This is a genomic window from Streptomyces poonensis, from assembly GCF_014650915.1.
GTDB classification, from domain to species: Bacteria; Actinomycetota; Actinomycetes; order Streptomycetales; family Streptomycetaceae; genus Streptomyces; species Streptomyces poonensis.
Genome location: NZ_BMVW01000001.1, coordinates 22905 through 48669, shown reverse-complemented (window position 1 = coordinate 48669; position 25765 = coordinate 22905). Strand labels below are relative to the sequence as shown.

Annotated in this window: 18 protein-coding genes; 12 read left to right on the top strand and 6 right to left on the bottom strand. The window is 72.0% G+C overall.

The genetic code is table 11. From position 1 onward, the window contains the following. Positions 1–143: 143 nt before the first annotated feature. Positions 144–671 carry a hypothetical protein gene (locus IE242_RS00175; RefSeq protein WP_189854050.1) on the top strand — a complete coding sequence of 176 codons (528 nt, stop codon included), beginning with the start codon at positions 144–146 and terminating at the stop codon, positions 669–671. Positions 672–717: 46 nt separating this feature from the next. Here the strand turns inward: IE242_RS00175 and IE242_RS00170 are convergent, their stop codons facing one another. Together IE242_RS00170 and IE242_RS00165 are read right to left on the bottom strand one after the other, a co-directional pair. After that, entirely contained in the window at positions 718–1431 is a 714-nt protein-coding gene (locus IE242_RS00170; RefSeq protein ID WP_189854049.1) for a glycerophosphodiester phosphodiesterase, read from the bottom strand. A 67-nt stretch (positions 1432–1498) separates the two neighbouring features. Beyond that, the gene (locus tag IE242_RS00165) at positions 1499–2629 is read right to left on the bottom strand and encodes an adenosine deaminase (RefSeq protein WP_229857901.1); all 1131 of its coding nucleotides are present in this window, start codon (positions 2627–2629) and stop codon (positions 1499–1501) included. Positions 2630–2786: 157 nt separating this feature from the next. On the opposite strand from IE242_RS00165, the gene IE242_RS38495 reads away from it, so the two are divergent. Beyond that, on the top strand, positions 2787–4007 hold the full coding sequence (locus IE242_RS38495; protein WP_268249411.1) for a DUF4190 domain-containing protein: 1221 nt from the start codon (positions 2787–2789) through the stop codon (positions 4005–4007). Here IE242_RS38495 and ybiA read toward each other — a convergent pair. Then, complete coding sequence (gene ybiA / locus IE242_RS00155) at positions 4004–4606, bottom strand: riboflavin biosynthesis intermediates N-glycosidase (RefSeq protein WP_189854048.1); 603 nt, start codon at positions 4604–4606, stop codon at positions 4004–4006. The two genes, IE242_RS38495 and ybiA, sit on opposite strands and share 4 nt — an antisense overlap. Before the next feature lie 168 nt (positions 4607–4774). On the opposite strand from ybiA, the gene IE242_RS00150 reads away from it, so the two are divergent. The 6 genes from IE242_RS00150 to IE242_RS00125 are packed head-to-tail and all read left to right on the top strand — an operon-like array spanning position 4775 to position 12227. After that, positions 4775–6457 carry a gamma-aminobutyraldehyde dehydrogenase gene (locus tag IE242_RS00150; protein ID WP_189854047.1) on the top strand — a complete coding sequence of 561 codons (1683 nt, stop codon included), beginning with the start codon at positions 4775–4777 and terminating at the stop codon, positions 6455–6457. Between the two features lie 59 nt (positions 6458–6516). After that, a complete protein-coding gene (locus tag IE242_RS00145; RefSeq protein ID WP_189854046.1) occupies positions 6517–7764 on the top strand; it encodes a polyamine ABC transporter substrate-binding protein in 1248 nt (415 codons plus the stop codon). Positions 7765–7793: 29 nt separating this feature from the next. Further along, positions 7794–8963: an ABC transporter ATP-binding protein gene (locus IE242_RS00140; RefSeq protein ID WP_189854045.1), complete on the top strand. Its 1170-nt coding sequence runs from the start codon at positions 7794–7796 to the stop codon at positions 8961–8963. After that, the gene (locus IE242_RS00135) at positions 8960–9892 is read left to right on the top strand and encodes an ABC transporter permease (RefSeq protein ID WP_189854044.1); all 933 of its coding nucleotides are present in this window, start codon (positions 8960–8962) and stop codon (positions 9890–9892) included. Before IE242_RS00140 ends, IE242_RS00135 begins: the two co-directional genes overlap by 4 nt. Before the next feature lie 24 nt (positions 9893–9916). Then, a complete protein-coding gene (locus IE242_RS00130; RefSeq protein ID WP_189854043.1) occupies positions 9917–10750 on the top strand; it encodes an ABC transporter permease in 834 nt (277 codons plus the stop codon). A gap of 58 nt (positions 10751–10808) precedes the next feature. Continuing rightward, the gene (locus IE242_RS00125; RefSeq protein ID WP_189854042.1) at positions 10809–12227 is read left to right on the top strand and encodes an NAD(P)/FAD-dependent oxidoreductase; all 1419 of its coding nucleotides are present in this window, start codon (positions 10809–10811) and stop codon (positions 12225–12227) included. Positions 12228–12294: 67 nt separating this feature from the next. On the opposite strand, the gene IE242_RS00120 is transcribed toward IE242_RS00125, so the two are convergent. After that, positions 12295–13155 (bottom strand): phosphatase PAP2 family protein, encoded by an 861-nt coding sequence (locus IE242_RS00120; protein ID WP_189854041.1) that lies wholly within the window; start codon positions 13153–13155, stop codon positions 12295–12297. A 162-nt stretch (positions 13156–13317) separates the two neighbouring features. Then, on the bottom strand, positions 13318–14652 hold the full coding sequence (gabT, locus tag IE242_RS00115; protein ID WP_189854040.1) for a 4-aminobutyrate--2-oxoglutarate transaminase: 1335 nt from the start codon (positions 14650–14652) through the stop codon (positions 13318–13320). Between the two features lie 319 nt (positions 14653–14971). Between gabT and IE242_RS00110 the strand changes: the two genes are divergently transcribed. From IE242_RS00110 to IE242_RS00100, 3 genes are all read left to right on the top strand, one after another. Further along, on the top strand, positions 14972–17335 hold the full coding sequence (locus tag IE242_RS00110) for an ATP/GTP-binding protein (protein WP_189854039.1): 2364 nt from the start codon (positions 14972–14974) through the stop codon (positions 17333–17335). 104 nt (positions 17336–17439) lie between these two features. After that, positions 17440–19155 (top strand): PucR family transcriptional regulator, encoded by a 1716-nt coding sequence (locus IE242_RS00105; protein ID WP_189854038.1) that lies wholly within the window; start codon positions 17440–17442, stop codon positions 19153–19155. Between the two features lie 150 nt (positions 19156–19305). After that, positions 19306–20751 carry an aldehyde dehydrogenase family protein gene (locus tag IE242_RS00100; RefSeq protein WP_189854037.1) on the top strand — a complete coding sequence of 482 codons (1446 nt, stop codon included), beginning with the start codon at positions 19306–19308 and terminating at the stop codon, positions 20749–20751. Positions 20752–20838: 87 nt separating this feature from the next. On the opposite strand, the gene IE242_RS00095 is transcribed toward IE242_RS00100, so the two are convergent. Next, positions 20839–23697, bottom strand: coding sequence for a glycoside hydrolase family 3 C-terminal domain-containing protein (locus IE242_RS00095; RefSeq protein ID WP_189854036.1), 2859 nt, complete (start codon positions 23695–23697; stop codon positions 20839–20841). 378 nt (positions 23698–24075) lie between these two features. Between IE242_RS00095 and IE242_RS00090 the strand changes: the two genes are divergently transcribed. After that, positions 24076–25761, top strand: coding sequence for an extracellular solute-binding protein (locus tag IE242_RS00090; protein WP_189854035.1), 1686 nt, complete (start codon positions 24076–24078; stop codon positions 25759–25761). Positions 25762–25765 lie beyond the last annotated feature (4 nt).

Here is a 25765-nt window from a genome sequence, read left to right as displayed (position 1 = left end):
GCCTGCGCGCGTGCGGCCCCGGACGGGAACCCTCCCGCCCGGGGCCGCGGTGTTCGACGCGGGCACATCTCTTGCTGTCGCCCCATGCCGTCCCCGCCGTCCCGGTTTTTGAACATGTTCAACGGCGGGCGTACGCTGCCGTCATGAGCGACAGAGCCGCCCTGCTCAGGGGCATTCGCGTCTGGCTGGCCTTCTTCGTCGTCTGTCTGGTGCTCAGCGGCGCCACCGCCTTCCCGCTGGTGCACGAACTCCGCTGGGCCGAGGAGCTGTTGCGGTCCCTGTCCGTGCCCGAGCACCTGCCGGGGCTCATGGAATGGATCGAGCGCGTACGGCGGGGCCTCGACGAAGCCGACGCCGAGTACCCGTTCCTCCTGTACGGCACGGACTGGCTCGCCTTCGCCCACCTCGTGATCGCGGTCGCCTTCTACGGCCCCTACCGCGATCCCGTCCGCAACATCTGGGTCATCGAGTTCGGCATGATCGCCTGCGTCGGCATCCTCCCGCTCGCCCTGATCTGCGGGCCGATCCGGGGGATCCCCTTCTGGTGGAGCGTGATCGACATGGCGTTCGGGGTCTTCGGGATCATCCCGCTGTACCTCGTACGGAAGAAGATCAAGCGGCTGGAGGCGCTCGGCGGCCCGGGCGCCGTGCCGGTGGCCACGGCCGCGTGAGGGCCGACCGGGGGTTGCGCCCGGCAGCCGGACGGCCGGGAGCCGGTCAGCGGGGCTTTCGCAGCGCGCACAGCGCGTCGATGCGGTTCGTGGTGATCGAGTCGACGCCGGCGTCGAGCAGTCGCCGCATCGACCGCCGGGTGTCGGGCGTCCACACCGACAACAGGTACCCGTCCCGGTGGACGCGGGCGGCGAGCTGCGATGTCACCAGGCCGAAGCGGTAGTTGAGCCAGCGCGGGCGTACGGCGGTGAGGAGTACCGGGCGGGGCGGGGCGAGGGTCGTCCAGGTCAGGGCGATCTCCGCGTCCGGGGCGGCGGCGCGCACCGCGAGCATGGCGGCGGGGCCCGCGCAGTAGTACACACGGTCCTCGGCGCCGCACTCCCGTACGACGTCCACGACGCGTCGTACCGCGCCGGGATCGGCCCCGCCCGGCAGGTCGAGCATCAGCCGGCCTTCTCCGGTGTTCCCCGCGGCTCCGGCGTCCCCGGCGGCGAGCAGGGCGTCGGCCAGGGTCGGCACGCCCCCGCCGGTGAGGCCGTGCACCTCGGCCGAGGAGAGGGCGGCCAGCGGAAGGTCCCGCCCCCACAGCCGTTTCAGTGTCGCGTCGTGAAGCAGCACGGGGACGCCGTCCCGGGTCAGCCGGACGTCCACCTCCACCGCGTCCGCGCCCGCCCGGAACGCGGAGCGCAGCGAGTCGACCGTGTTCTCGCGGGCACGGTACGGGTGGCCGCGGTGGGCCACGGCGGTCACGGTGCGCATGGCGCCCCTTCTGCCGGCTCGGTCGGTGACTCGGCGCTCTCGCGGTCCGCGCGGTGCGGCGGCCGGATCAGGGCGTGGACCAGGCCGAGGTGTACGCGTCGATCTCGTCCAGGATGCGGGCCTTGCCGGCCGGGTCCAGGAAGGAGGCCTCCACCGCGGTCCTGGCGAGGGCCGCCACGCCCTGCTCGTCGAGCTCGAGGAGGCGGGCGGCGACCGCGTACTCGTTGTTGAGGTCGGTGCCGAACATCGGCGGGTCGTCGGAGTTGATCGTGACCAGGACCCCGGCCCGCACGAACTCCTTGATGGGGTGCTCGTCGAGGGTGCGGACCGCGCGCGTGGCGATGTTGGAGGTCGGGCAGACCTCCAGCGGGATGCGGTGCTCGGCGAGGTGGGCGAGGAGCTTCGGGTCGCGTGCGGAGCTGGTGCCGTGGCCGATGCGCTCGGCGCGCAGCTCGGTCAGCGCGTCCCAGACCGTCTCCGGGCCGGTGGTCTCGCCCGCGTGCGGCACGGAGCGCAGTCCGGCCGCGATCGCCCGGTCGAAGTACGGCTTGAACTGCGGCCGCGGTACGCCGATCTCCGGCCCGCCGAGTCCGAAGGAGACCAGGCCCTCCGGGCGCAGCCGGTCGTCGGTGGCGAGCCGGACGGTCTCCTCCGCCGAAGTGAGCCCGGCCTCGCCGGGGATGTCGAAGCACCAGCGCAGTACGGTGCCGAACTCCGCCTCGGCCGCCTTGCGGGCGTCCTCGATCGCGTCCATGAAGGCGCGCTCGTCGATACCGCGGCGGGTGGAGGAGTACGGGGTGATCGTCAGCTCGGCGTAGCGCACCTGCTGCCGGGCGAGGTCCCGCGCCACTTCGTACGTCAGCAGCCGGACGTCCTCCGGGGTGCGGATGAGGTCGACCACGGACAGGTACACCTCGATGAAGTGGGCGAAGTCCGTGAACGTGAAGTAGTCGACGAGGGCCTCGGGGTCGGTCGGCACCTTGGAGTCGGGATGCCGGGCGGCCAGCTCCGAGACGATACGAGGGGAGGCGGAGCCGACGTGGTGCACGTGCAGTTCGGCCTTGGGCAGCCCGGCGATGAACTCCCGCAGTCCGGGGCGGACGGCGGCGTCGGGGCCGGTGGGTCCGGGGGGCGTCCCGGGTGCGGTGAGGCCGGAGGGGGCGGCGGGGCCGTCGGGTGCTGCGTGGTGGTCGGTCATGGTTCCTCCCCGGGAACGGGGTCCCCGGACCGGGCGGGGCCGGGGGACGCGGGTGATCGGCTGATCGGTGGCTCAGGGATCATCGTAGGCGGCGTCCCGTGCGAGGGAAGCGTGGGCCGTAGCATGACGGAACGTTTCGACAGAGGGGGGCCCACGCATGTCCGACGAGGCACAGACGCCCGGGATGCCGGACGGTCCGGGATCGGCATCGGATCCGTGGGCTGCCCCGCGGGACGGTGAACCGACGGCCGGCACCGCCACTGCTGCCACAGCTGGCACCACCAGCACCGCTGCCACCGTCGGTGCCAGTGCCGAGCTGAGGGACGCCGCTTCCCAGGAGGGCACCGAGCAGCGAGACGCTGCTCCCGACGACGGTGCCGAGCCGCTGAACCCCGCTTTTGGCAACGGCGCCGAGCCGCTGAACGCCGCTCTTGGCAACAGCGCCGACAAGGGCGCTGTCTCCTGGGGTGGTGCCGACAAGGACGCTGTCTCCCGGGGTGGCGCCGAGGCGAGAGACACCGCCGTCGGCGGCAGAGCCGAGCCGGAGGATGCCGTGCCCCCGGCACAGCGCCGGCCGGAGGGCGCGACCGCCCCCGAGCCGAAGGTCGGTCTGGGCAAGCCCTCCGCTCCGGACCCCTGGGCGCCCCCTGCCGACGACGCCGCCCCGGCGGGCATGCCGCAGCCGCCCTCCGTGCACGACTCCGTGTACGACCAGCGGCCGGTCACCCCGATACCGGCCGCGGGCGGCCCCGCCCACGGCGCCGGCACTCCGGTGAGCCCGGCGTCCCCGTCCCAGCCGTGGACCGGCCCGTTCCCGCCCGCGCAGTACGCGCCCCACCCCGCGCCCGCCGCGGGCGGACCGGTCCCGCCGCCCCCCATCGGCCCGGACGGTCCGGGCCGGGAGCTGTACGGCTACCCGCAGCACCCGGGGCACTTCGGCCCCTCGGGCCACGGCGGCCACCCCTACGCCCCGCCGTACCCCGGTGCCGCCGGCGGCTACGGCTGGTCCGGTGGGTCGTTCGGGCCGAGCAACGGCATGGGGACCACATCCCTCGTGCTCGGCATCATCGCGTCGGCGGTCTTCTGCATGTGGCCGCTGGCCATCGTGCTGGGCGTGCTCGCACTGATCTTCGGTGTGATCGCACGCGGCAAGGCCCGCCGGGGCGAGGCGACCAATCCGGGCCAGGCGCTGGCCGGGATCATCTGCGGAGTGGCCGGGATCGTGCTCGGCGTGAGCCTGTTCGTCCTCATCCTCGTGATGGCCGACGACAGCGACTCCTCGGACACGGACTCCTTCGACGACGGCTATTCCACGTCACTCATCGTCTCCCACGCCTCCCTCACCTCGCAGACCTCCCTGACCCCCCACGCCGGCTAGGAGCCGCTCGACCCGTCCGTCCGAAGCCGTTCCCTCGCCTCCATCAGGGCGAAGCCCAGGAGGTTGGGACCGCGCCACCGTTCGGGATCCGAGGCGCGCTCGTCGTCCGAGGCCAGTCCGATGCCCCACACCCGGTCCAACGGGCTGGCCTCGACGAGTACGCGGTCCCCCGTGGACAGCAGGAACTCCCGCAGGTCCGCATGGGCGCGGAACTTGTGCACGCTGCCTTCGACGACGATCCGGAACCGCTCCCGCTCCCATAGGGCGTCGTCGAAGCCGCGTACCAGCCGCCCCGCCTTCTTCGCTCCGGCCGGATGCCCCGCGGCCAGCGCCTGTCGCTCCGCCTCGGCGTCCCCGAACAGCCGGGCCTTCGACGCCATCATCCAGTGCTCGGCCGTCGCGTACTCCACGCCGCCCACCGTGAACGGCGACGGCCACCACTGGCTCAGACAGCTCGCGCCGATCCGGCCGTCGGGCCGTGACCGGTGCCCCCAGAAGTGCAGGTACTTGACCCTCGCCCCCGTGCGGACCTCCCTGGTCAGGGCGTCCCAAGAATCGATCTTCGCCATGCCCGCGAGTCTGGCACGCCCCACTGACATCCCGGCCGTCCTTTTCCGTGCCGACGCACCACCTCGTCGACAGATTCCGTTGCGTAATCAAAAGGAAACAACGGAATCCCTTGTTGGAGAGCTGTCTCTCTGTCAGGATCGGCACCCACATCGAGCTGGAGCTACGCCCGGCCCCCAGGGGACACGGAGGAGAGCGACATGCAGAACCCGGGCACCGCCGACCCGGATCGACTCCCGGATTCCGACAGACTTCCGGCTTCCGACAGACTCTCGGCTTCCGACGGACCCCAGGCTTCCGACGGACTTCCCGCTTCCCGCCGGCTTCCGGTTTCCGGCCAGGTTTCGTCCCGGACCCGTTTCCCGGTCCAGGACCGCTTCCCCGCCCGGGACCGCTTCGCGCGCGGCGCCCAGTACATCGCGGGCCGCCCGGCCCGGGGCACCTCCGGCCGGACGCACACCCTCGTCGATCCGGCCACCGGCCGCGAGGTCTGCACCTACGAACTGGCCGGCATCGAAGACGTCGACGCGGCCGTCGCCGCCGCGGGCGCGGCGTTCCCCGGGTGGGCCGGGACCACCCCGGGTGAGCGTTCCGACGTGCTCCGCCGCTTCGCCGCCGTGCTCGCCGAACGGGCCGAGGAGTTCGCGCGCGCGGAGTCGCTCCAGTGCGGCAAGCCCCTGAAGCTGACCCGGGAGTTCGACGTCCCCGGGACCATCGACAACACGGCCTTCTTCGCCGGTGCCGCCCGGCACCTCCAGGGGCAGTCCGCCGGCGAGTACTCGGGCGACCACACCTCGTACGTACGCCGGGAGCCCATCGGTGTGGTGGGTTCGATCGCGCCCTGGAACTACCCGCTCCAGATGGCCGCCTGGAAGATCCTCCCGGCCGTCGCCGCGGGCAACACCATCGTGCTGAAGCCCGCCGAGCTCACTCCGCTGACCTCACTCCTGTTCGCCGAGGCCGCCACCGAGGCGGGCGTCCCGGACGGCGTGATCAACATCGTCAGCGGCACCGGTGCGGAGGCGGGCGAGCACCTCGTCGCCCATCCCGGCGTGGCGATGACCTCCTTCACCGGGTCCACCGCCGTCGGCCGGCGCGTCGCGGAGCTCGCCACCGCGGGCGTCAAGCGCATCCACCTGGAACTCGGCGGCAAGGCGCCCTTCGTCGTCTTCGACGACGCCGACCTGGAGGCCGCCGTCCACGGCGCGGTCGCGGGCGCGCTGATCAACACCGGGCAGGACTGCACGGCCGCCACGCGCGCGTATGTGCAGCGGCCCCTCTACGAGGAGTTCGTGGCGCGGACGGCCGCCCTCATGGAGAGCGTCCGTCTCGGCGACCCGTTCGCCCCCGGCACCGACCTCGGCCCGCTCGTCTCGCACGCCCACCGGGACCGCGTCGCCGCCTTCGTCGACCGGGCGCGTGCCTACGCGCGCGTGGTGACCGGCGGCGAGGCTCCCCAGGGGGAGCTCGGGAGTGGTGCGTACTACCGGCCCACCCTCATCGTCGACGCGGCCCAGGACAGCGAGATCGTCCAGTGCGAGATCTTCGGTCCGGTTCTCGTGGCGCTGCCCTTCGACACCGACGACGAGGGCATCCGGCTGGCCAACGACACCCCGTACGGTCTCGCCGCCTCCGCCTGGACCCGTGACGTCTACCGGGCGAACCGCGCCACCCGCGAGATCAGGGCGGGGTGCGTGTGGGTGAACGACCACATCCCGATCATCAGCGAGATGCCCCACGGCGGATACCGGGCCTCCGGCTTCGGCAAGGACATGTCATTGTACTCGTTCGAGGAGTATATGCAGATCAAGCATGTCATGTTCGACAATACGGCGGTCGCCCGGAAGGACTGGCACCGCACCGTCTTCGGGGACCGACAGTGACCCTCGGCGGCTGACCCCGGCCGCACCTCCTGACATCCTCCCGAAAGGGCACCACGCGCATGGAGCAGTACCAGCCCGACCGCCCGTCCCCGGCTCTACGGGCCGCCGCGCGGCGCAGTCTCAGCGGCGGCAGGGCCGCCCTGGCCCGCCGTTCGCTGCTGCGCGCGTCCGCGGGCGGCGCGCTCGCGCTCGGCGGCCTCGGCACGCTCGGTGCCTGCGGGATCCCCCCGGCGGGCCGGAGCCGGGGCGGCGAGAGAGCCGAGGACCGCTCGGCGAAGGAGAAGACCGTCGCCTTCTCCAACTGGACCGAGTACATGGACGTCGACGACAGCGGCAAACGGCACCCGACGCTGGAGGCGTTCACCCGGCGCACCGGCATCGAGGTCGAGTACACCGAGGACATCAACGACAACAACGAGTTCTTCGGCAAGATCAAGCCGCAGCTCGCCGCGGGCCAGGACACCGGCCGGGACATCATCGTGCTCACCGACTGGCTGGCCGCCCGGCTGATCCGGCTGGGCTGGGTGCAGAAACTGGACCCGGCCAACCTGCCCCACGCGTACACGAACCTGTCCGCCCAGTTCCGCAATCCCGACTGGGACCCCGGCCATGCCTACTCGTATCCCTGGCAGGCCGTCTCGACCGTCGTCGCGTACAACCGCAAGGCACTCGACGGCATCGAGGTGACCTCGGTCTCCGATCTCCTCGACAACCCGAGGCTGAAGGGCCGTGTCGGCTTCCTGGCGGAGATGCGCGACACCGTCGGCATGGTGCTGCAGGACATGGGCAAGGAGGCGGCGGCGTTCACCGGGGACGACTACGACGCGGCCCTGGCCCGCATCCAGAAAGCCGTGGACCGGGGCCAGATACGCCGCTTCACCGGCAACGACTACACCGCCGACCTCAACAGCGGCGACCTCGCGGCCTGTCTCGCCTGGGCCGGTGACGTCGTCCAGCTCCAGGCGGACAACCCGGACGTCGGCCACATCGTTCCCGACAGCGGCTGCATCACGTCGACCGACGTCCTGCTGATCCCGAACAAGGCCCGCCACAAGACGAACGCCGAACGGCTCATCGACTACTACTACGAGCCGGAGCCGGCCGCCGAACTCGCCGCCTACATCAACTACGTCTGTCCCGTGGACGGGGTGAAGGCCGAGCTGGAGAAGATCGACGCGGACGCGGCGAACAACCCGCTGATCATCCCCGACCGGGACCTGGCCGCGAAGTCCTTCGCCTTCCGCTCGCTGACCAGCGAGGAAGAGACGGCGTACGAAGAGAAGTTCGCGAAGCTCACAGGGGCGTGACGACGGTGACGAAGAAGACCACGAACACCATGACAACCACCAGAACCGCGACGGACCACAGCGGTGACGTCCGCCTCTCGGGGATCACCAAGACGTACGGCTCCTTCACCGCCGTGCACCCGCTCGACCTGACCGTCCCCGAGGGCTCGTTCTTCGCCCTCCTGGGCGCCTCGGGCTGCGGCAAGACGACGACCCTCCGCATGATCGCGGGACTGGAGGAGCCCACCGCGGGCACCGTGTCCCTCGGGGGCCAGGACGTGTCGCACCTGCCGCCGTACAAGCGGCCGGTGAACACCGTCTTCCAGTCCTACGCCCTCTTCCCGCACCTCGACGTCTTCGAGAACGTCGCCTTCGGGCTGCGCCGGCGCGGCATCAGGTCGGTCAGGAAGCAGGTCGAGGAGATGCTGGAGCTCGTCCAGCTCGGCGAGCACGCCCGGAAGAAGCCGCACCAGCTCTCCGGCGGCCAGCAGCAGCGCGTCGCGGTCGCCCGCGCGCTGATCAACCACCCGAGGGTGCTGCTCCTCGACGAGCCCCTCGGCGCCCTCGACCTCAAGCTGCGCCGCCAGATGCAGCTGGAACTCAAGCGCATCCAGACGGAGGTCGGCATCACGTTCATCCATGTCACGCACGACCAGGAGGAGGCCATGACGATGGCCGACACGGTCGCCGTGATGAACGCGGGCCGTGTCGAGCAGCTCGGCCCGCCCGCCGAGCTGTACGAGAACCCGAGGACCACGTTCGTCGCCAACTTCCTGGGCACCTCCAACCTCCTCGAGGCCGAGGTCGACGCGGCGAGCGGGGACGACATCGTCCTCAGGGCGGGCGTGTCCACGCTGGTGCTGCCCCGGGCGCGATGCTCCGCGCCCGCCACGGCCGGCGGCAAGGTCCTCGCCGGTGTCCGCCCGGAGAAGATATCCCTCGTGCACGCGGACGACTCCGGCGAGGTTCCCGCGGGCCGCAACCGCATCACGGGGAGGATCGCCGCCACCAGCTTCACCGGCGTCTCCACGCAGTACGTCGTCGACAGCCCGGTCTGCCCCCGGTTCGAGGTGTACGCGCAGAACGTCGACCGCGACCCCCGGCTCGTCCCGGGCGCCGAGGTGGTTCTGCACTGGAACCCGGCGCACACCTTCGGCCTGGACGCGGCGCAGGACATCGACGCGGGCGTCGGGACGGCGGAGGAAGAGGCCCTCGCATGACGACGACGCTCACCGAGGCGCCACCGCCTGTCGCGTCCACCGCACAGCAAAGGACGCCCCCACGCGCGCGGGGCCGCCTCACCCCGTACTGGCTGCTCCTGCCCGGTGTCCTGTGGCTGCTGGTCTTCTTCCTGATGCCGATGGTCTACCAGGCCTCCACGTCCGTGCAGACGGGCTCCCTGGAGGAGGGCTACCAGGTCACCTGGCACTTCGCGACCTACTGGGACGCCCTGTCCGAGTACTGGCCGCAGTTCGTGCGCTCGGTGCTGTACGCGGGCTCCGCGACGGTGCTGTGCCTGCTGCTGGGCTATCCGCTGGCGTACCTGATCGCGTTCCGCGCGGGCCGCTGGCGCACCCTGGTCCTCATCCTGGTGATCGCACCGTTCTTCACCAGCTTCCTGATCCGTACGCTCGCCTGGAAGACGATCCTCGCGGACGGCGGCCCGGTCGTCGGCGCGCTGAACACGCTGCACGTCCTCGACGTCACCAGCTGGCTCGGCATGACCGCCGGGGACCGGGTGCTCGCCACCCCGCTCGCGGTGGTCTGCGGCCTCACGTACAACTTCCTGCCGTTCATGATCCTGCCGCTCTACACCTCCCTCGAGCGCATCGACGGGCGGCTGCACGAGGCGGCCGGCGATCTGTACGCGACGCCGTTCACGACCTTCCGCAAGGTCACGCTGCCGCTGTCGATGCCGGGTGTCGTCTCCGGCACGCTGCTGACCTTCATCCCGGCGAGCGGCGACTACATCAACGCCGATCTTCTCGGCTCCACGGACACCCGCATGATCGGCAATGTGATCCAGACGCAGTTCCTGCGGATTCTCGACTACCCGACCGCCGCGGCTCTCTCGTTCCTCCTCATGGCCGCGATTCTCCTCGTGGTGACGCTCTACATCCGCAAGTCGGGGACGGAGGATCTGGTCTGAATGGGCTCTGCAACGACTTCCGCAATGACTACCGGAACGACTCCCGTAACGGCCTTCGCGCGCTTCGCACGCTGGTTCAGACGCCGTCTCGTCGTCTTCGCAGGCCTGCTCACGCTCGGATATCTGCTGCTGCCGAACGTCGTCGTGACCGTCTTCTCCTTCAACGACCCGAAGGGCCGCTTCAACTACGCGTGGCAGGGCTTCTCCGCCGACGCCTGGCGCGACCCGTGCGGGGTCTCCGGCCTGTGCGGCTCGCTCGCGGTCAGCCTGCAGATCGCGGCGTGGGCGACGCTCGGCACAACGGTCCTCGGCACGATGATCGCCTTCGCGCTGGCGCGCCACCGTTTCCGCGCGCGTGGGGCGGTCAACTCGCTGATCTTCCTCCCGATGGCGATGCCCGAGGTCGTCATGGCCGCCTCCCTGCTGACCCTGTTCCTCAACATGGGCGCTCAGCTGGGGTTCTGGACGATCCTGATCGCCCACGTCATGTTCTGCCTCAGCTTCGTGGTCGTGGCCGTCAAGGCGCGGGTCATGTCGATGGACCCGAGACTGGAGGAGGCCGCGCAGGACCTCTACGCCGGTCCCGTGCAGACCTTCGTACGGGTCACTCTGCCGATCGCGGCCCCGGGTATCGCCGCGGGCGCGCTGCTCGCGTTCGCGCTCTCCTTCGACGATTTCATCATCACCAATTTCACCGCGGGCTCCACCGTCACCTTCCCCATGTTCGTCTGGGGCTCGGCGCAGCGCGGAACGCCCGTACAGATCAATGTCATCGGCACGGCCATGTTCGTCGTCGCCGTCGTGTTCGTCCTGGCCGGAACGGCCGTTGCGAACCGTCGAAAGAAACAACAGGAATAGCAAGAGACAGAACCGACACCCGTCGTGTGAGACAGAAGCTCTGTAGGGAGTTGAAATCATGGCCCCTGGTGCCATGACCCGGTGGACGAAATCCCTTTCCGAGGCCCAGCCGGTCGCGTACTGGCTGGACGACCCCGGCAGGCCCCGCCCCGAGCCCGCGCTCACCGCGGCCGAGATCTGCGACCTGCTGGTCGTCGGCGGTGGCTACAGCGGACTGTGGACCGCGCTCCTGGCCAAGGAGCGCGACCCGGGCCAGGACGTCGTGCTCGTCGAGGCGCGGGAGGCGGGCTGGGCCGCCTCCGGCCGCAACGGAGGGTTCTGCGCCGCCTCTCTCACCCACGGCCCGGCCAACGGCCTCACCCGCTGGCCGGACGAGATCCACACACTCCAGGAGCTCGGCGCCCGCAACCTCGACGAGATCGAGGCGACCGTGGCCCGCCACTCGCTCGACTGTGACTTCGAGCGCACCGGCGAGATCGACATCGCCACCGCACCGCACCAGGCCGGCGAGCTGCGCGCGGCGTACGACGAGATGGAGCGCCGCGGTCTCACGGACGGTCTTGAGTTCCTGGACGCGGGCGCGGTGCGCGAGCAGGTCGACTCACCGACGTTCCTGGCCGGTCTGCACGACCGCCGGGGCGTGGCCCTGCTCAACCCGGCCCGGCTCGCCTGGGGCCTCAAGCGCGCATGCCTGCGCCTCGGCGTGCGGGTGTACGAGCGCACGCCCGCGCTGACCCTGCGGCCGTACGGCGCGGGCATGGCCGTCCGCACCCCCTACGGGTCGGTCCGCGCCCGCCGCGTGGCGCTCGGCACGAACGTCTTCCCCAACCTGGTCAGGCGCGTACGGTCCTACACCGTCCCCGTCTACGACTACGCACTGATGACCGAGCCGCTCACCGCCGACCGACTGGCGTCGATCGGCTGGCGGAACCGGCAGGGGCTCGCCGACAGCGCCAACCAGTTCCACTACTTCCGGCTCACCGCCGACAACCGCGTCCTGTGGGGCGGCTACGACGCCGTGTACCCGTACGGCGGCCGGGTGCGCGCCGAGTACGACGACCGGCCCGAGACGTACGCCAAGCTCGCCGGGCACTTCTTCACCTGCTTCCCGCAGCTGGAGGGCGTCCGTTTCACCCATGCGTGGGGCGGCGCGATCGACACCTGCTCGCGCTTCTCGGCCTTCTTCGGCACGGCCCACCAGGGGCGGGTCGCGTACGCGGCGGGCTACACGGGACTCGGCGTGGGCGCGACGCGGTTCGGCGCGAACGTCATGCTCGACCTGCTGGCGGGTCTGCGTACGGAGCGCACCGAGCTGGAGATGGTCCGCAGGAAGCCCCTGCCGTTCCCGCCCGAGCCGTTCGCGTGGACCGGGATCGCGCTCACCAAGTGGTCCCTGGCGCGGGCCGACGCCCACGGCGGGCGCCGCAACCTGTGGCTGAGGACCATGGACCGGCTGGGCCTGGGCTTCGACAGCTGAGCCGGGGACGCGAGGCCGGCGGTTCCTCCTGCCGGCCTCGCCCGGCGCTCGGCCCGGGGGGCGGCGGCTACTCCCGCCGGGTGCCGCCGCCCCGGGCGCGGGCGGTGAGGAACACCGCGAGCCCGGCCAGCAGCAGCGCGCACAGGCACCAGCTCGCCACCACGTCCAGGGGCCAGTGGTAGCCGTGGCGGACCAGCCCGAAACCGGTGCCGGCGTTCAGTGCCGCAGACAGCGCGAGCGCTGTGACGCGCGCGGACACGGCGCGCAGCCAGGGCCACAGCACGAGGGCCGCCCCGCCGTACGCGACGGCGGCGGTCGCCGTGTGACCGGAGGGATAGAAGCCCGTCTCCGGGCTCATCGGCGGTGGACCCGGGCGGTCGACCAGCTCTTTGAGGGGGACGACCAGGAGCGGGACGGCCGCCATGAGGAGGGCCGCGGCCACGGGCGGGAGCCACCAGCGGGCCGTACCCCTTCTGCGGGCGAGGAGGGCCACGACGACGAGCACCACGGCCAGCACCGGGACGGCCACCGGCACGCTGCCGAGGTCCGCGAGGAACTGGGAGACGTCGTCGGGGTGTACCAGACGGCCGCCGATCCGCTCGTCCGCGCGGGCGAGGGGGCCGTGGGCGGCCACCTGCCAGGTGATCAGGGCGAGGAGCAGGGCGGGCGGGACGGTGCGGAGGACCGTCGTCCGGCTGTGGGAGGGAGACGCCGGCCGCCCCGGACCAGGGGGGGTTGTTCCGGGACGGCCGGCCTGACCGGTGTGCCGCGCGCCCCGGGGGGTCTGGGGCGGGCGGCCGTCCGATCGGTGAGGAGATCCGGAGCCGGAAGCTCCGGGTGTGTGCGCGACGGCACGACCAGGGCGAGGTTGGGGAGACCGCGGCCTGGTCTCGCCCGCGGTTTCCCGTGGGCGGGGTGTATCTCTCATCTGGCTAGAACCTACGGCAGGGGAGGAAGTGACGACAGACGGATTCGCGTCCCGACATCCACCTTGCACACCTTCTTCACGCCTCCGACCCTCGCCGCCCCCCGCACCGGAACCCGGGGCGGGGCGGCGAGGGTCGGGCACGGGGATCCGGTACGGGCGGGCTCAGATGCGGGTGAACGCCTGCTCGATGATGTCGAGGCCCTCGTTGAGGAGATCCTCGCCGATGACGAGCGGGGGCAGGAAGCGGAGCACGTTGCCGTAGGTGCCGCAGGTCAGGACCAGCAGGCCCTCCTGGTGGCAGGCCTTGGCGAGCGCGGCGGTCGCCTCCGGGGCCGGCTCCTTCGTCGCGCGGTCCTTGACCAGCTCGATGGCGATCATGGCGCCCCGGCCGCGGACGTCGCCGATGACGTCGAACTTCTCCTGCATCGCGGTGAGGCGGGCCTTCATCACGGCCTCGATGTTCTTCGCCTTCGCGTTGAGGTCGAGCTCCTTCATCGTCTCGATCGCGCCGAGCGCGCCCGCGCAGGCCACCGGGTTGCCGCCGTAGGTACCGCCGAGGCCGCCCGCGTGCGCGGCGTCCATGATCTCGGCGCGGCCCGTCACGGCGGCGAGCGGCAGACCGCCCGCGATGCCCTTGGCCGTGGTGATCAGGTCCGGGACGATGCCCTCGTCCTCGCAGGCGAACCACTGGCCCGTACGGCAGAACCCGGACTGGATCTCGTCCGCGACGAACACGATGCCGTGGTCGGAGGCGAACTGGCGGATCGCGGGCAGGAAGCCCTTCGCGGGCTCGATGAAGCCGCCCTCGCCGAGCACCGGCTCGATGATGATCGCGGCCACGTTCTCCGCGCCGATCTGCTTGGTGATCTGGTCGATGGCCTGCGCGGCGGCCTCGGGGCCCGCGTTCTCGGCGCCGGTCAGCCAGCGGTAGCCGTACGCCAGCGGCACCCGGTAGACCTCGGGCGCGAAGGGGCCGAAGCCGTGCTTGTACGGCATGTTCTTGGCGGTCAGCGCCATGGTGAGGTTGGTGCGGCCGTGGTAGCCGTGGTCGAAGACGACGACCGCCGTGCGCTTGGTGTACGCGCGGGCGATCTTGACGGCATTCTCCACGGCCTCGGCGCCCGAGTTGAACAGGGCGGACTTCTTGGCGTGGTCGCCCGGCGTCAGCTCGGCCAGCGCCTCGGCGACGGCGACGTAGCCCTCGTACGGCGTGACCATGAAACACGTGTGGGTGAAGTCCTGGAGCTGCGCGGAGGCCCGGCGTACGACGGCCTCGGCGGAGGCGCCGACGCTGGTCACCGCGATGCCGCTGCCGAAGTCGATCAGCCGGTTGCCGTCGACGTCCTCGAGGATCGCGCCGCCCGCGCGCGTGACGAAGACCGGCAGCGTGGAGCCCACGCCCTGCGCGACCACGGCGGTGCGGCGGGCCTGAAGCTCCTGCGACTTCGGGCCGGGGATGGCGGTGACGACGCGGCGCTCCTGCGGAAGTGCGGTCATGAGAGCTCCCTGATGATCTTGCGTGTGGCGGTCGGCGGTGCCGTCGACGTGTGCTTGTCTGCTTTTCCCGCAGGCTAGGGCCGGGGATCGCGGCTGGGCATGCTCCATGTGGGCGTTGTCAGGGGGCCGGATTGTCCGTGGTGGACATGGCGGAGGGCCGCCCTGGCCACGGTGTCCTGAGGCCGGCCCGCCGGGACGTCCCGGCGGGCAGCCGACCCCTTACCGCCGCCCCGGCCGCGTAAACGGTGAACTCCCCTTGCGGGGGCGTTAGATTGGCTCGCTGACGGTGGACGGAACGGCTGGTCAGGGGGCAAGGGCGATGGACAGCGACGGAACGCAGGATGTGCGGGGTACGCATGCGAATCCTGTGCCGCGCCCGGCGGGGCCTCCGGTGGTGCCGCCACGTCCCACGACGCCACCCACGTCGGCCGTGGCCGACTGGCTCGATGAACGCCGCCCCGCGGCGCGGCCCGGCATCTGGCGCTTCGGATACCGGCCGCCGAAAGAAGAGCGCTCGGCGGATCGGCTCGCGCCCGTCACCGTCGTCGGCATGGTGATCCCCCTCGCCGTCGGGCTGATCATCTGGTCGTTCTGGTCCCGGGGCGCCGTCCCGTACCAGTTCATCCCCCTGCGGATGCTCACCCCGGACGACTGGTGGTGGGGCGGCTCCATGGACGCCGTGGAGGAGGCCGGCCTGTTCGGTAACGAGGCACTGTTCGTCTACCAGCACGTGGGGTTCGTCCTCATCTTCTTCGCCATGGGCCGGCTCGGCAGCTGGGGCCGTGCCTTCCGGTACTTCTTCGAACGGCGATGGCCACAGCCCAGGCGCGCCCTGACCGCTGCCCTGGGCGCGCTGGTCGTGCTGGCCCTGGTGTTCCCGGACGCCTTCCCGGGAGCCTTCTGGGATCCCGTCCCGGTGCTCGACACGATCTTCAAGCTCGTCGTCGTGCTCTCCGGGGGATACCACCTGTTCACATCCGTGCTGTTCGTCTACAGCCTCTACGCCGTCATCGTCCTGCTCATCCTCTGGCCCTTCGCCCGGGTCGGCGGCTGGCTGCCGTACGCGAAGGAGAGACTCGCCTCCCGTGGCCGGCCGGAGACCCCCGAGCACGCCCCGGAGCGGCCGCGCGCCCAGTGGCCGGAGCTGCGGGAGGCCGGGCAGTACGAGGCGGCGGAGCTGCTGACCGGCGAGGTGGCCGCCGGGCGCATGAACGACGTGGACTGCGTCCGCGTTCGCCGGGCGTGGACGACGGGACAGCCCGACTTCCGGGAGACCGTGCTGCGCCAGGGCGGCGCCGCCTGGACCCACCCTTCCGGCGCCCGCGACCTGCCCCGGCGCACCGCGCGCCACGATCTGCTCGTCGGACAGGTGCGCATCGGCCGCTGGGTGGCCGCCGAGCGCACCCCGCTCACCCATCGCGGCGCGGGCGCCGCGCTCGGTCCGGAGGTGCTGGCCACCTCGCTGCTGGCGGTCGGCCCCTCCGGCGCGGGCAAGACCCGCGCGCTGGTGGAACCGCTGACGGAGGCACTGGCGCTCCAGGCGCTGACCGGCGGCTGCGCGGTCGTCGTGGTGTCCTCGCCCGGCGGCGCCCCGCCGGCCCCCGACTCCGCCTTCGACGTGATCGTCCGGATCGGCGACCCGTCGTCCGTGCACGACCTGGACCCGTACGCCGACTGCGACGACTCCGACGAGGCCGCCGCGATCCTCGCCGAGGCGCTGGTCGGCGACCTGGACACGGTGAGCGGACAGGGCGCCGCCACCGCGCTGGCCCAGCTGCTCGGCGCCTACCGGGCCGCGCACGGCCGCTTTCCCGGGCTGCCCGAGCTGCGGGAGCTGCTGGAGGGCGATCCGGGGGCGCTGGGCGAGTTGCGGGCCGCGGTGGCCGGGGACGAGGTGATGCGCCGGGAACTGGAGGCGCGCGTGCGTCAGACCGGCGCGCCGGGCGACCCGGGCCGGGCGCTCGCCGACCGGCTGGCGCTGCTGAACCGGCCGGTGTTCGCGAAGTTCTTCGGCAGCGGCGGGACGCACCGCGCATTCTCCCTCCGGGCCGTCGCCCACCACCCCCTCCGGGTGCGCATCGACCTCCCTGAGCACGGTCACGAGGAGGCCGGGCGGCTGATCACCCGGCTCGTCCTCGCCCAGTTCCACGCCGTCGTACGGGAGGGGAGGCGCGCCCACTTCGCCTGTCTGGTCCTGGACGACGCGACGGGGGCGGTGACCACCGGCTCGGTGCGCCGGATCCAACGGCTGCGCTCGCAGAACGCGGGCGTGGTGCTGGCCCTGCGCACGATCGCCGACGTGCCGGAGGCACTGCACGGCCCGCTGTACGGGGCGGTGGGCTGCCGGATGGCGTTCTCCGGGATCACCACCTGGGACGGCAGCCGGTTCGCGCAGGCCTGGGGCACGGAGTGGGTGGAGACCACGGAGGTCGCCAAGCACACCGTGTTCGCCGACCAGCCGATGACCCGGGCCATCCACGCCCTGCGCAAGGCGGTGACGGGCGAGGCGGTGACCACGGACGCGGTGACCACGCGGCAGGTGGAGCGGGAGCGGTGGTCGGCGTCGCAGCTGGCGCACGAGGTGCCGCCGGGGCACGCGGTGCTGTCGCTCACGGACGTGCGGGGCGAGCACGCGCCGCCGCTGCTGGTGGATCTGCGGGACGGGACGGAGCGGCAGCGGTAGCGGTCGTCACCGCGTGACCGTACGGGCGGGCCGGACCGGCATAGGCTGTTCGTACCTCTCGGCCAGAAGAACGTGAAGGTCGGCCAGAACAACGCGAAGGCCCCATGCCCCCGACGCTCGCCTCCCTCGTCCACCACTCCGCGCTCAAGCTGACCGTCCGCGCCGGCGCCGACCGGCTGGACGTCCCCGTCCGCTGGGCCCATGTGAGCGAGCTCGCCGACCCCGTGCCGTACATGGAGGGCGGGGAGCTGCTGCTGACCACCGCGCTGAAGCTGGACGCGGAGGATCCGCAGGCGATGCGCAGGTATGTGAGACGGCTGGCGGGCGCCGGTGTGGTCGGGCTCGGGTTCGCCGTCGGGCTGAACTACGACGAGGTGCCCCGGGCGCTCGCCGACGCGGCGGAGACGGAGGGGCTGCCGCTGCTGGAGGTACCGCGGCGCACGCCGTTCCTGGCGATCAGCAAGGCCGTCTCCGCCGCCATCGCCGCCGACCAGTACCGGGCCGTGACCGCCGGGTTCGCGGCACAGCGCGAGCTCACCAGACAGGCGCTGGCCGGCGGCCCCGAAGGGCTGCTCGGCGCGCTCGCCGCGCAGGTCGACGGGTGGGCCGCGCTGTACGACGCCGCCGGTGCCGTGGTCGCGGCGGCGCCCGAGTGGGCCGGGCGGCGGGCCGCGCGGCTCACCGCGGACGTCGAGCGGCTGCGGGAGCGCCCGGCGCCGGCGAGCGCGGTCGTCGGGGGCTGGGGCGCGGACGGCGGGAGCGGCGCGGAGAGCGGGGACGGCGCCGGGGGCGGGGGCGACCGGATCGAGCTGCACTCCCTCGGGACCGGGCGGCGGGCCCGGGGTGCGCTGGCCGTGGGGACGGCCGCGGCGCCCGGCACCGCCGAACGGTACGCCGTCCACTCGGCCGTCGCCCTGCTGACGCTGACGACGGAGCGGTCGCGGTCGCTGCACGCGGCCGAGCAGCGGATCGGGGCGGCGGTGCTGCGCATGCTGCTCGCGGGGGAGCCGGATCACGCGCGCGCGGTGGCGGGGGATCTGTACGGGGATCTGCTGGACGCGCCGTTCCGGCTGGTCGTCGCGGAGCCGGCCACCGGAGCGCCCATGGCGCCCATGGCGCCCAAAGTGCCCGGAGTGCCGGGAGCAACCGGAGCGGACCGGGCGGACGGGGAGGTGCTGGGCCGGCTGGCGGATGCCGTGGAGGCCGCGGTGGCGCGGGCGGGCGAGCCGGTGCTGATGGTGCCCGACGGGAAGCGGCTGGTGATCGTGGCCGTGGACGGGGGTGTCGCGGTGGGCGCCTGCGAGGAGTTCGCGCTGCGGGGCCCGGGGGTGCGCGGCGGCGGAACGGGCGGCCGCGGTTCGGGTGGCGGCGGAACGGCGGAGGAGGACCAGCTGGTCGCCGGGTTGTCCGGCCCGGCCGGCCCGGTCGGCGCGGCGACCGCGTATCAGCAGGCCGAGCAGGCGCTGTCGGTGGCCCGGCGGCGGGGGCGGGCGCTGGTGGAGCACGACGAGGTCGCGGCCGGGTCGGTGCTCCCGCTGCTGGCCGACGACGCGGTGCGGGCCTTCGCGGACGGGCTGCTGCGGGCGCTGCGCGAGCACGACGCGACCGGGCGGGGGAACCTGGTCGCCTCGCTGCGGGCGTGGCTGTCGCGGCACGGGCAGTGGGACGCGGCCGCCGCGGACCTCGGGGTGCACCGGCACACGCTGCGGTACCGGATGCGGCGGGTGGAGGAGATCCTGGGCCGGTCGCTGGACGATCCGGATGTGCGGATGGAGTTGTGGCTGGCGCTGAAGGCCTCGGCGGGGGCGGGGGAGGCGTAGGGCGGGTACGCGCGTGGGGCGACGAAGTGGCGCGTTCGCGACCTGCAGTGCTACGCGGCGGACAAACGACCCGCCGGGCGGGGCCACCTACCGTGGTGCCCGAGAAGAACATCCGAAACGCACAGCACCCAAGCGCGGAAGGGCCGGACCATGACTTCCACCCACGCCTTCTGGCTCGCCGGCCGTCAGGCCACCGGCGAGACCGGCTTCGACGTCACCTCCCCGTGGGACGGACGGCTCGTCGGCAAGGTCAGTGTGCCGACCGAGGCGCAGGTCGAGGAGGCGGTGGCCGCCGCGTACGCCGTACGGGACGAGCTCGCGGCCACGCCCGCGCACGTACGCGCCGCGGCACTCGACCACGTCTCGCGGCGCCTCGCCGAGCGGACCGAGGAGATAGCCCGGCTGATCTCCGCAGAGAACGGCAAGCCGATCAAGTGGGCGCGCGGTGAGGTCGGGCGCGCCGTGTCGGTGTTCCGGTTCGCGGCCGAGGAGGCCCGGCGGTTCAACGGCGGCGACGCCCAGCGGCTCGACACCGACGCGGGCGGCCAGGGCCGGCTGGCGCTCACCCGCCGCTTCCCCAAGGGCGTCGTGCTGGGCATCGCGCCCTTCAACTTCCCGCTCAACCTGTGCGCCCACAAGGTCGCCCCGGCGATCGCGGCCGCCGCGCCGATCATCCTGAAGCCGGCCCCGGCCACCCCGCTCTCCGGGCTGGTCATCGGCGAACTGCTCGCCGAGACCGACCTGCCCGCCGGGTCCTGGAGCATCCTCCCGGTCGCCAACGACCGCATGCCCGCCCTCGTCCAGGACGAGCGGCTGCCGGTCATCTCCTTCACCGGCTCCGAGAAGGTCGGTTACGCGATCATGGACTCGGTGCCGCGCAAGCACTGCACCCTGGAGCTCGGCGGCAACGGCGCGGCCGTCGTCCTCGCCGACTGGGCGAGCGACGCCGACCTCGACCGGGCCGCCACCCGCATCGCCACCTTCTCCAACTACCAGGGCGGCCAGTCCTGCATCTCCGTGCAGCGCGTGATCGCCGACGCCGCGGTGTACGACCGGCTGCTGCCCCGTATCGTCGCCGCCGTCGAGGCGCAGGTCACCGGCGACCCGAACGACGACGCGACCGACGTCGGGCCGCTCGTCAGCGAAGACGCCGCGAAGCGGGTCGAGTCCTGGGTCGACGAGGCCGTCGCCGCGGGCGCGAAGCTGCTGACCGGCGGCGAGCGGGACGGCGCCTCGTACGCCCCGACCGTGCTGGCCGAGCTGCCCGCCGACGTGACCCTTGCCTGCGAGGAGGTCTTCGGGCCGGTGCTCTCCGTGCAGAAGGCGGACGGGGAGGCCGAGGCGTTCGCCGCCGTCAACGACTCCAAGTACGGCCTGCAGGCCGGTGTGTTCACGCACGACCTCCAGGCCGCCTTCCGGGCGCACCGCGCGCTGGAGGTCGGCGGCGTGGTCATCGGCGACGTGCCGTCCTACCGGGCCGACCAGATGCCGTACGGCGGGGTCAAGCAGTCCGGTGTCGGGCGCGAGGGCGTGCGGTTCGCGATGGAGGACTACACGTACGAGCGGGTGCTGGTGCTCACGGACATCGACCTCTGAGCCGGTATCCGGTCCGTTCCGGCGAAGGGGCCCGGCACCGCGCGGAGCGGTGCCGGGCCCCTTGCCGTGTCGGCCTGCTCCGGACCCTCAACCGGAGAAGCCGACGTGCGCGAGCCGCAGCGGGCCGCGCAGCCTGAGGTGGACGTCGTGCACACCGGCGGCCTCGATGCCGGCGCTCAGTGTGCGGTAGTCGTACGGGCCCGAGGTGCCGGGGGTGAGGGGCAGCACCGCGAGGACCGGACCGCCGTTGAGGGAGAACTCGATCTCGCCCTCGCCCGCCGCCTCGACCGTGACCCGCGTGACGCCGGCGCCGAAGTCGCAGTCGTGGAAGAGCAGTTCACCCGTGCCGCCCGTGCCGGCCCCGGCGGGGGTGACCGCGTCGCCCGACGTCTTCGTACGGTCGACGATCTCCGTGCCGCGCTGGTCGTCGAAGTCGGCGGCGTCGAGACCGTGGGCGCGGACCGGGCGGGGCGCGGCCGGCTCGCCCTTCAGGTCGACCGTGGTGGTCAGCCGGACGTCCTCGCTCGACGCGCCGACGAGGAGCTCGTGCGCGCCGGGCTGCACACGGTGCCGGCCCAGCGTCACGTCCCAGAAGGCGAAGGCCGTGCGGGGGACGTGGAAGGCGAGCTCGGCGGAGGCGCCGGGCGCGAGGGTGACGCGGCGGTGGGCGGCCAGTTCGCGGCGGGGGCGCGGCACCGACGGGTCCACGGCGCGGAAGTAGAGCTGGGCCACCTCGTCGGCCGTCCGGTCGCCGGTGTTGGTGACGGTGAAGGTCACCGTGACCCCGTCGTCGTCCGTACGGCAGCTCAGGCCGCCGTAGGCGAACCCGCTGTACGACAGCCCGTGCCCGAACGGGAACAGCGGCGTCCCCTCGAAGTACAGGTAGGTCTGGCGGCTGCCGATGACGTCGTAGTCGAGGAGGCCGGGCAGATCGGCGTCGGCGGCGTACCAGGTCTGCGGGAGACGGCCCGCGGGGGAGACGTCGCCGGCGAGGACGCGCGCCAGGGCGGTGCCGGCGGCCTGGCCGCCGTGCGCGGTCCACAGCAGCGCGGGCAGATCCGTGTGGTCGACCGCGTACGGGTACGCCGAGGTCAGGACGAGGACCGTGCGCGGGTTGGCCGCGCGGGCGGCGCGCAGCAGGCGCTCCTGGTGCTCGGGCAGGCGCAGGGTGGTGCGGTCCTCCGTCTCGCGCCCGTTGATGTGCGGGTCGTTGCCCGCGACGACCACGACGACGTCGGCCCCGGCGGCGGCCCGGCTGACGGCCTCCTCGCCGGGTTCGGTGACGGCGAGTTCGAAGACCTCCGGATCCGCCTCGTTCCGCGCGGCAACCTTCACGCCGTCGGCGGCGACAGAGACGTAGCCACCCGTCCCCGTGTGCTTGAGGAGGTGACCGTTGTCATGGGGTTCCAGGCGGAACGTCTCCTGGATGACCCAGCCTCCGGGCTGGTCCGCGGAGGCGCGTACGTAACCGTCGTCGGCGACCGAGAGGTAACGGCCGTCCGGGGCACGGAAGGTGAGGACGCCGCCGCCCCAGTCGACCAGCGCCAGCTCGGTGCCGTCCGCGTCGGCGGTCAGCGGCGGGAGGTCCGTGCGGCCCGCGAGCAGCGCGGGGTCGAGGGCGCCCTCCGCGCCGCGTACCTCGTCCTCGGCGCCGGTGGCCTCCGGGACGGTGAGGTACGTGCCCGCGGAGGTCCGCAGCCGGACCCGGTCCACCCCCTCGGCGAACGTGACGTGGTCGGCGCCGAACCGCTCGTACAGGCCCTCCAGCGGGGTGGAGCGGTGGATCAGCGTGCCGCTGTACCAGTCGAGCTTGCACTCGTCGGCGAGGAGTCCGACGACGGCGACGCGGGTGCCTTCGGCGAGGGGCAGCAGGCCGCCCTCGTTCTTCAGCAGGACGACGGCCTGCTCGGCGGCCTCCTGGGCGAGGGCGCGGTGGTCCGGTGTGTCGAAGTCCTCGACGCCGGCGTACGGGTCCGCCGCGGGGTCGAACTCGCCCAGCCTGAAGCGCACGGACAGCTGGCGGCGGACGGCCCGGTCGATGTCGTCCTCGGTCAGCAGGCCCTGTTCGAGGGCGCCCCGGACCCGGGCGGCGATCTTCGAGCCGTCGGTGCCGTGGTCGGTGAAGCTGTCGACGCCGGCGCGCAGCGCGGCCGCGGTGCCCTCCTCGTGGGTGTCGAAGTAGTGCTCCGAGTCGACGAGGTTCGAGGGCGCGCCCGCGTCCGAGCAGACGAAGAGGTCCTCGTCGGTCCAGGTGCGCAGGTGCTCCTCCAGATAGGGGGAGACGTGGTTCGGGCGGCCGTTGACCAGGTTGTACGCGGGCATCACACCGGCCACCGCACCGGCCTCGACCGTCTCGCGGAAGGCGCGCAGGTCGTACTCGTGCAGCACGCGCGGGCGGACCGAGGAGGAGGTCAGGTCCCGCTCGGTCTCGTTGTTGTGGGCGAGCCAGTGCTTGAGGACCGGGGCCGTCCGCCAATAAGTCGGATGACTGCCGCGCAGACCGTGCGTGTACGCGGTCGCGATGGCCGACGTCAGCTTCGGGTCCTCGGAGTAGCCCTCCTCGTTCCGGCCCCACAGCGGGTGGCGCAGCAGATTCACCGTGGGCGCCCAGACGTTGAGGCCCACGCGGTCGTCGCGGGCGCGCATGGCGCGGACCTCGGTGGAGACCGCTTCGCCGACCCGCCGGACGAGGTCCTCGTCCCAGGTCGCGCCCAGGCCGACGGCCTGCGGGAACACCGTCGCCGGGCCCATCCACGCCACCCCGTGCAGAGCCTCCTGACCGGTGCGGAACGCGGCGACGCCGAGGCGCTCGACGGCGGGGGCGAACTGGTGCAGGAACGCGATGCGTTCATCGAGGGTCAGCCGCCCCAGGAGATCGTCGATGCGCTTCGTGAGCGGCAGCTGAGGGTCACGGAAAGGCAGCGCGGATGGCGTCTGTGCGGTCACTTGGGGATCCCTTTGCGGTGGAGCGACAAGGCGCTTTCGAAGCGCTTCGATGCTCATTCGGCTCAGGGGTGGGTGTCAAGAGACCAAGGTGCAACAGATCCGTTTCCTCCTCGTCATATCGGGTGCCGGAGCAGGCATGGGAAGGGTCCGTTCCGCTCCCGCAGACCTCCGAGGAATTGTGCGATCGACTCTTGTGCACCCCCAGCGGTTCACTTAACCTCGCAGCAACATCGAAGCGCTTCGACGACGGAGGGCGCGCTTCGCGTGCTCACAGCCCTCCGATGTCCACCGCTTCAGCACAGCCAGTCCCACTCAAGACACCGCAGCCGACGGCCTCCCCGCCGGGTGTCCTGGTGTGCGCCATGAAGGGTTGACGCAATGACGCCGAACACCGCCACCTCCGGTCCCAGCCGGAGAAGCTTCCTCGCCAACTCGGCGGTCGCCGCCGCAGCGGTGGCGGGCGGGATGCCGCTGCTCGCCGCCTGCGGTGGCTCGGACAGCGGTTCGCGCGACGGCACCACCTCGGGCAAGGACGCCAAGAAGATCCTTCCGGCGTACGTGGCCAGCAACGTGGTCACCCCGGACATCCCCAGCAAGAACGGTTCCTCGGTCGGTTTCACCAGCAAGCTCGACCTGGCCGGCCTCAAGACCTCGGTGCCGAAGAAGCTCGGCAAGGGCAGCGAGGTCACCATCATGTCGCCGTTCTGGGGCTCCCCGCCCAAGACGGACAACGCCTACTACAGGGCGATGAACGACCTCATCGGCGTGGACGTGGCCTGGCAGAACCAGGACGGCAACACCTACGAGCAGAAGCTCGGCGCGGTGCTCGCCTCCAGCGATGTGCCGGACGTGGTGGTCGTCCCCGGCTGGAACATGAGCGGCAAGATCCCCAGCGCCATCATCAGCAAGTTCGCCGACCTCGGCCCCTACCTGTCCGGTGACGCGGTCAAGGACTACCCCAACCTCGCGGCCGTCCCGACCGACGCCTGGCAGCGCTCCATCTTCGGCGGGAAGCTGCGCGGCCTGCCGATGCCGGCCTCGTACGTCCCCAACATCGTGCCCCTGTACCGGCAGGACATCTTCGACAAGGAGGGGTACGAGGTCCCCACGTCCTGCGCCGAGTTCATGGCGCTGGCCAAGGACATCACCAACGCCAAGGCCAAGCGCTGGGCCTGCATGGACATGAAGTGGGTCTCCTTCAACGCCTTCGGCGTGCTCTCGGGCAGCGAGAAGCCGCTCGGCTGGAACCTCGTCGACGGCAAGCTGGTCAACCGTATCGAGACCGAGGAGTTCCTCGAAGCGCTGGAGTGGGCCCGCAAGCTCTTCGCCGCCGGAGTCGTCCACCCCGACGCCGAGATGGGCAAGAACGCCCCGGACCCGGGCCCGAAGTTCGCCAAGGGCGAGTTCATCATCTACGCCCAGGACATCTCGCAGTGGTGGAGCCGCGCCGCCGAACAGGCCGTCCAGAACCCCGAGTTCAAGATCTGGGGAATGGACCTCTTCGGCCACGACGGCGGTGACCCGGTGCTGTGGGCCACCCAGCCCGCCAACATCTTCGCCTTCGTCAACAAGAAGGCCTCCGAGGCGGTCATCCGCGACGTGCTCGCCGTCGCCAACGTCACCGCGGCGCCGTACGGCACCAAGGAGTACATGATGACCAACTACGGCGTCGAAGGCACCCACTACACCGTCAAGGACGGCCTCCCCACCAAGACCGACCAGGGCAACATCGACGTGATGAACGCCTACGTGATGGTCGCCAGCCCCGCCTCGACCCTCGCCCACCCCGACTTCCCCGATGTCACCAAGGGACAGGTCGAGTGGCAGCAGCGGATGGGCGCCTTCACGAAGAAGTCCCCCTTCTACGGCATGCAGATCGTCGAGCCCAGCCGCTACACCAACCTCTCCAACGACTTCGAGCAGTTGGAGGACGACATCACCCGCGGCCGCAAGAAGATCAGCGACATGCAGCAGGCCGTCTCGGACTGGAAGAGCAAGGGCGGCGACAAGCTGCGCGACTGGTACCAGAAGATCCTCGACGAGAACGGCTCGGCGGCGAGCTGACCCG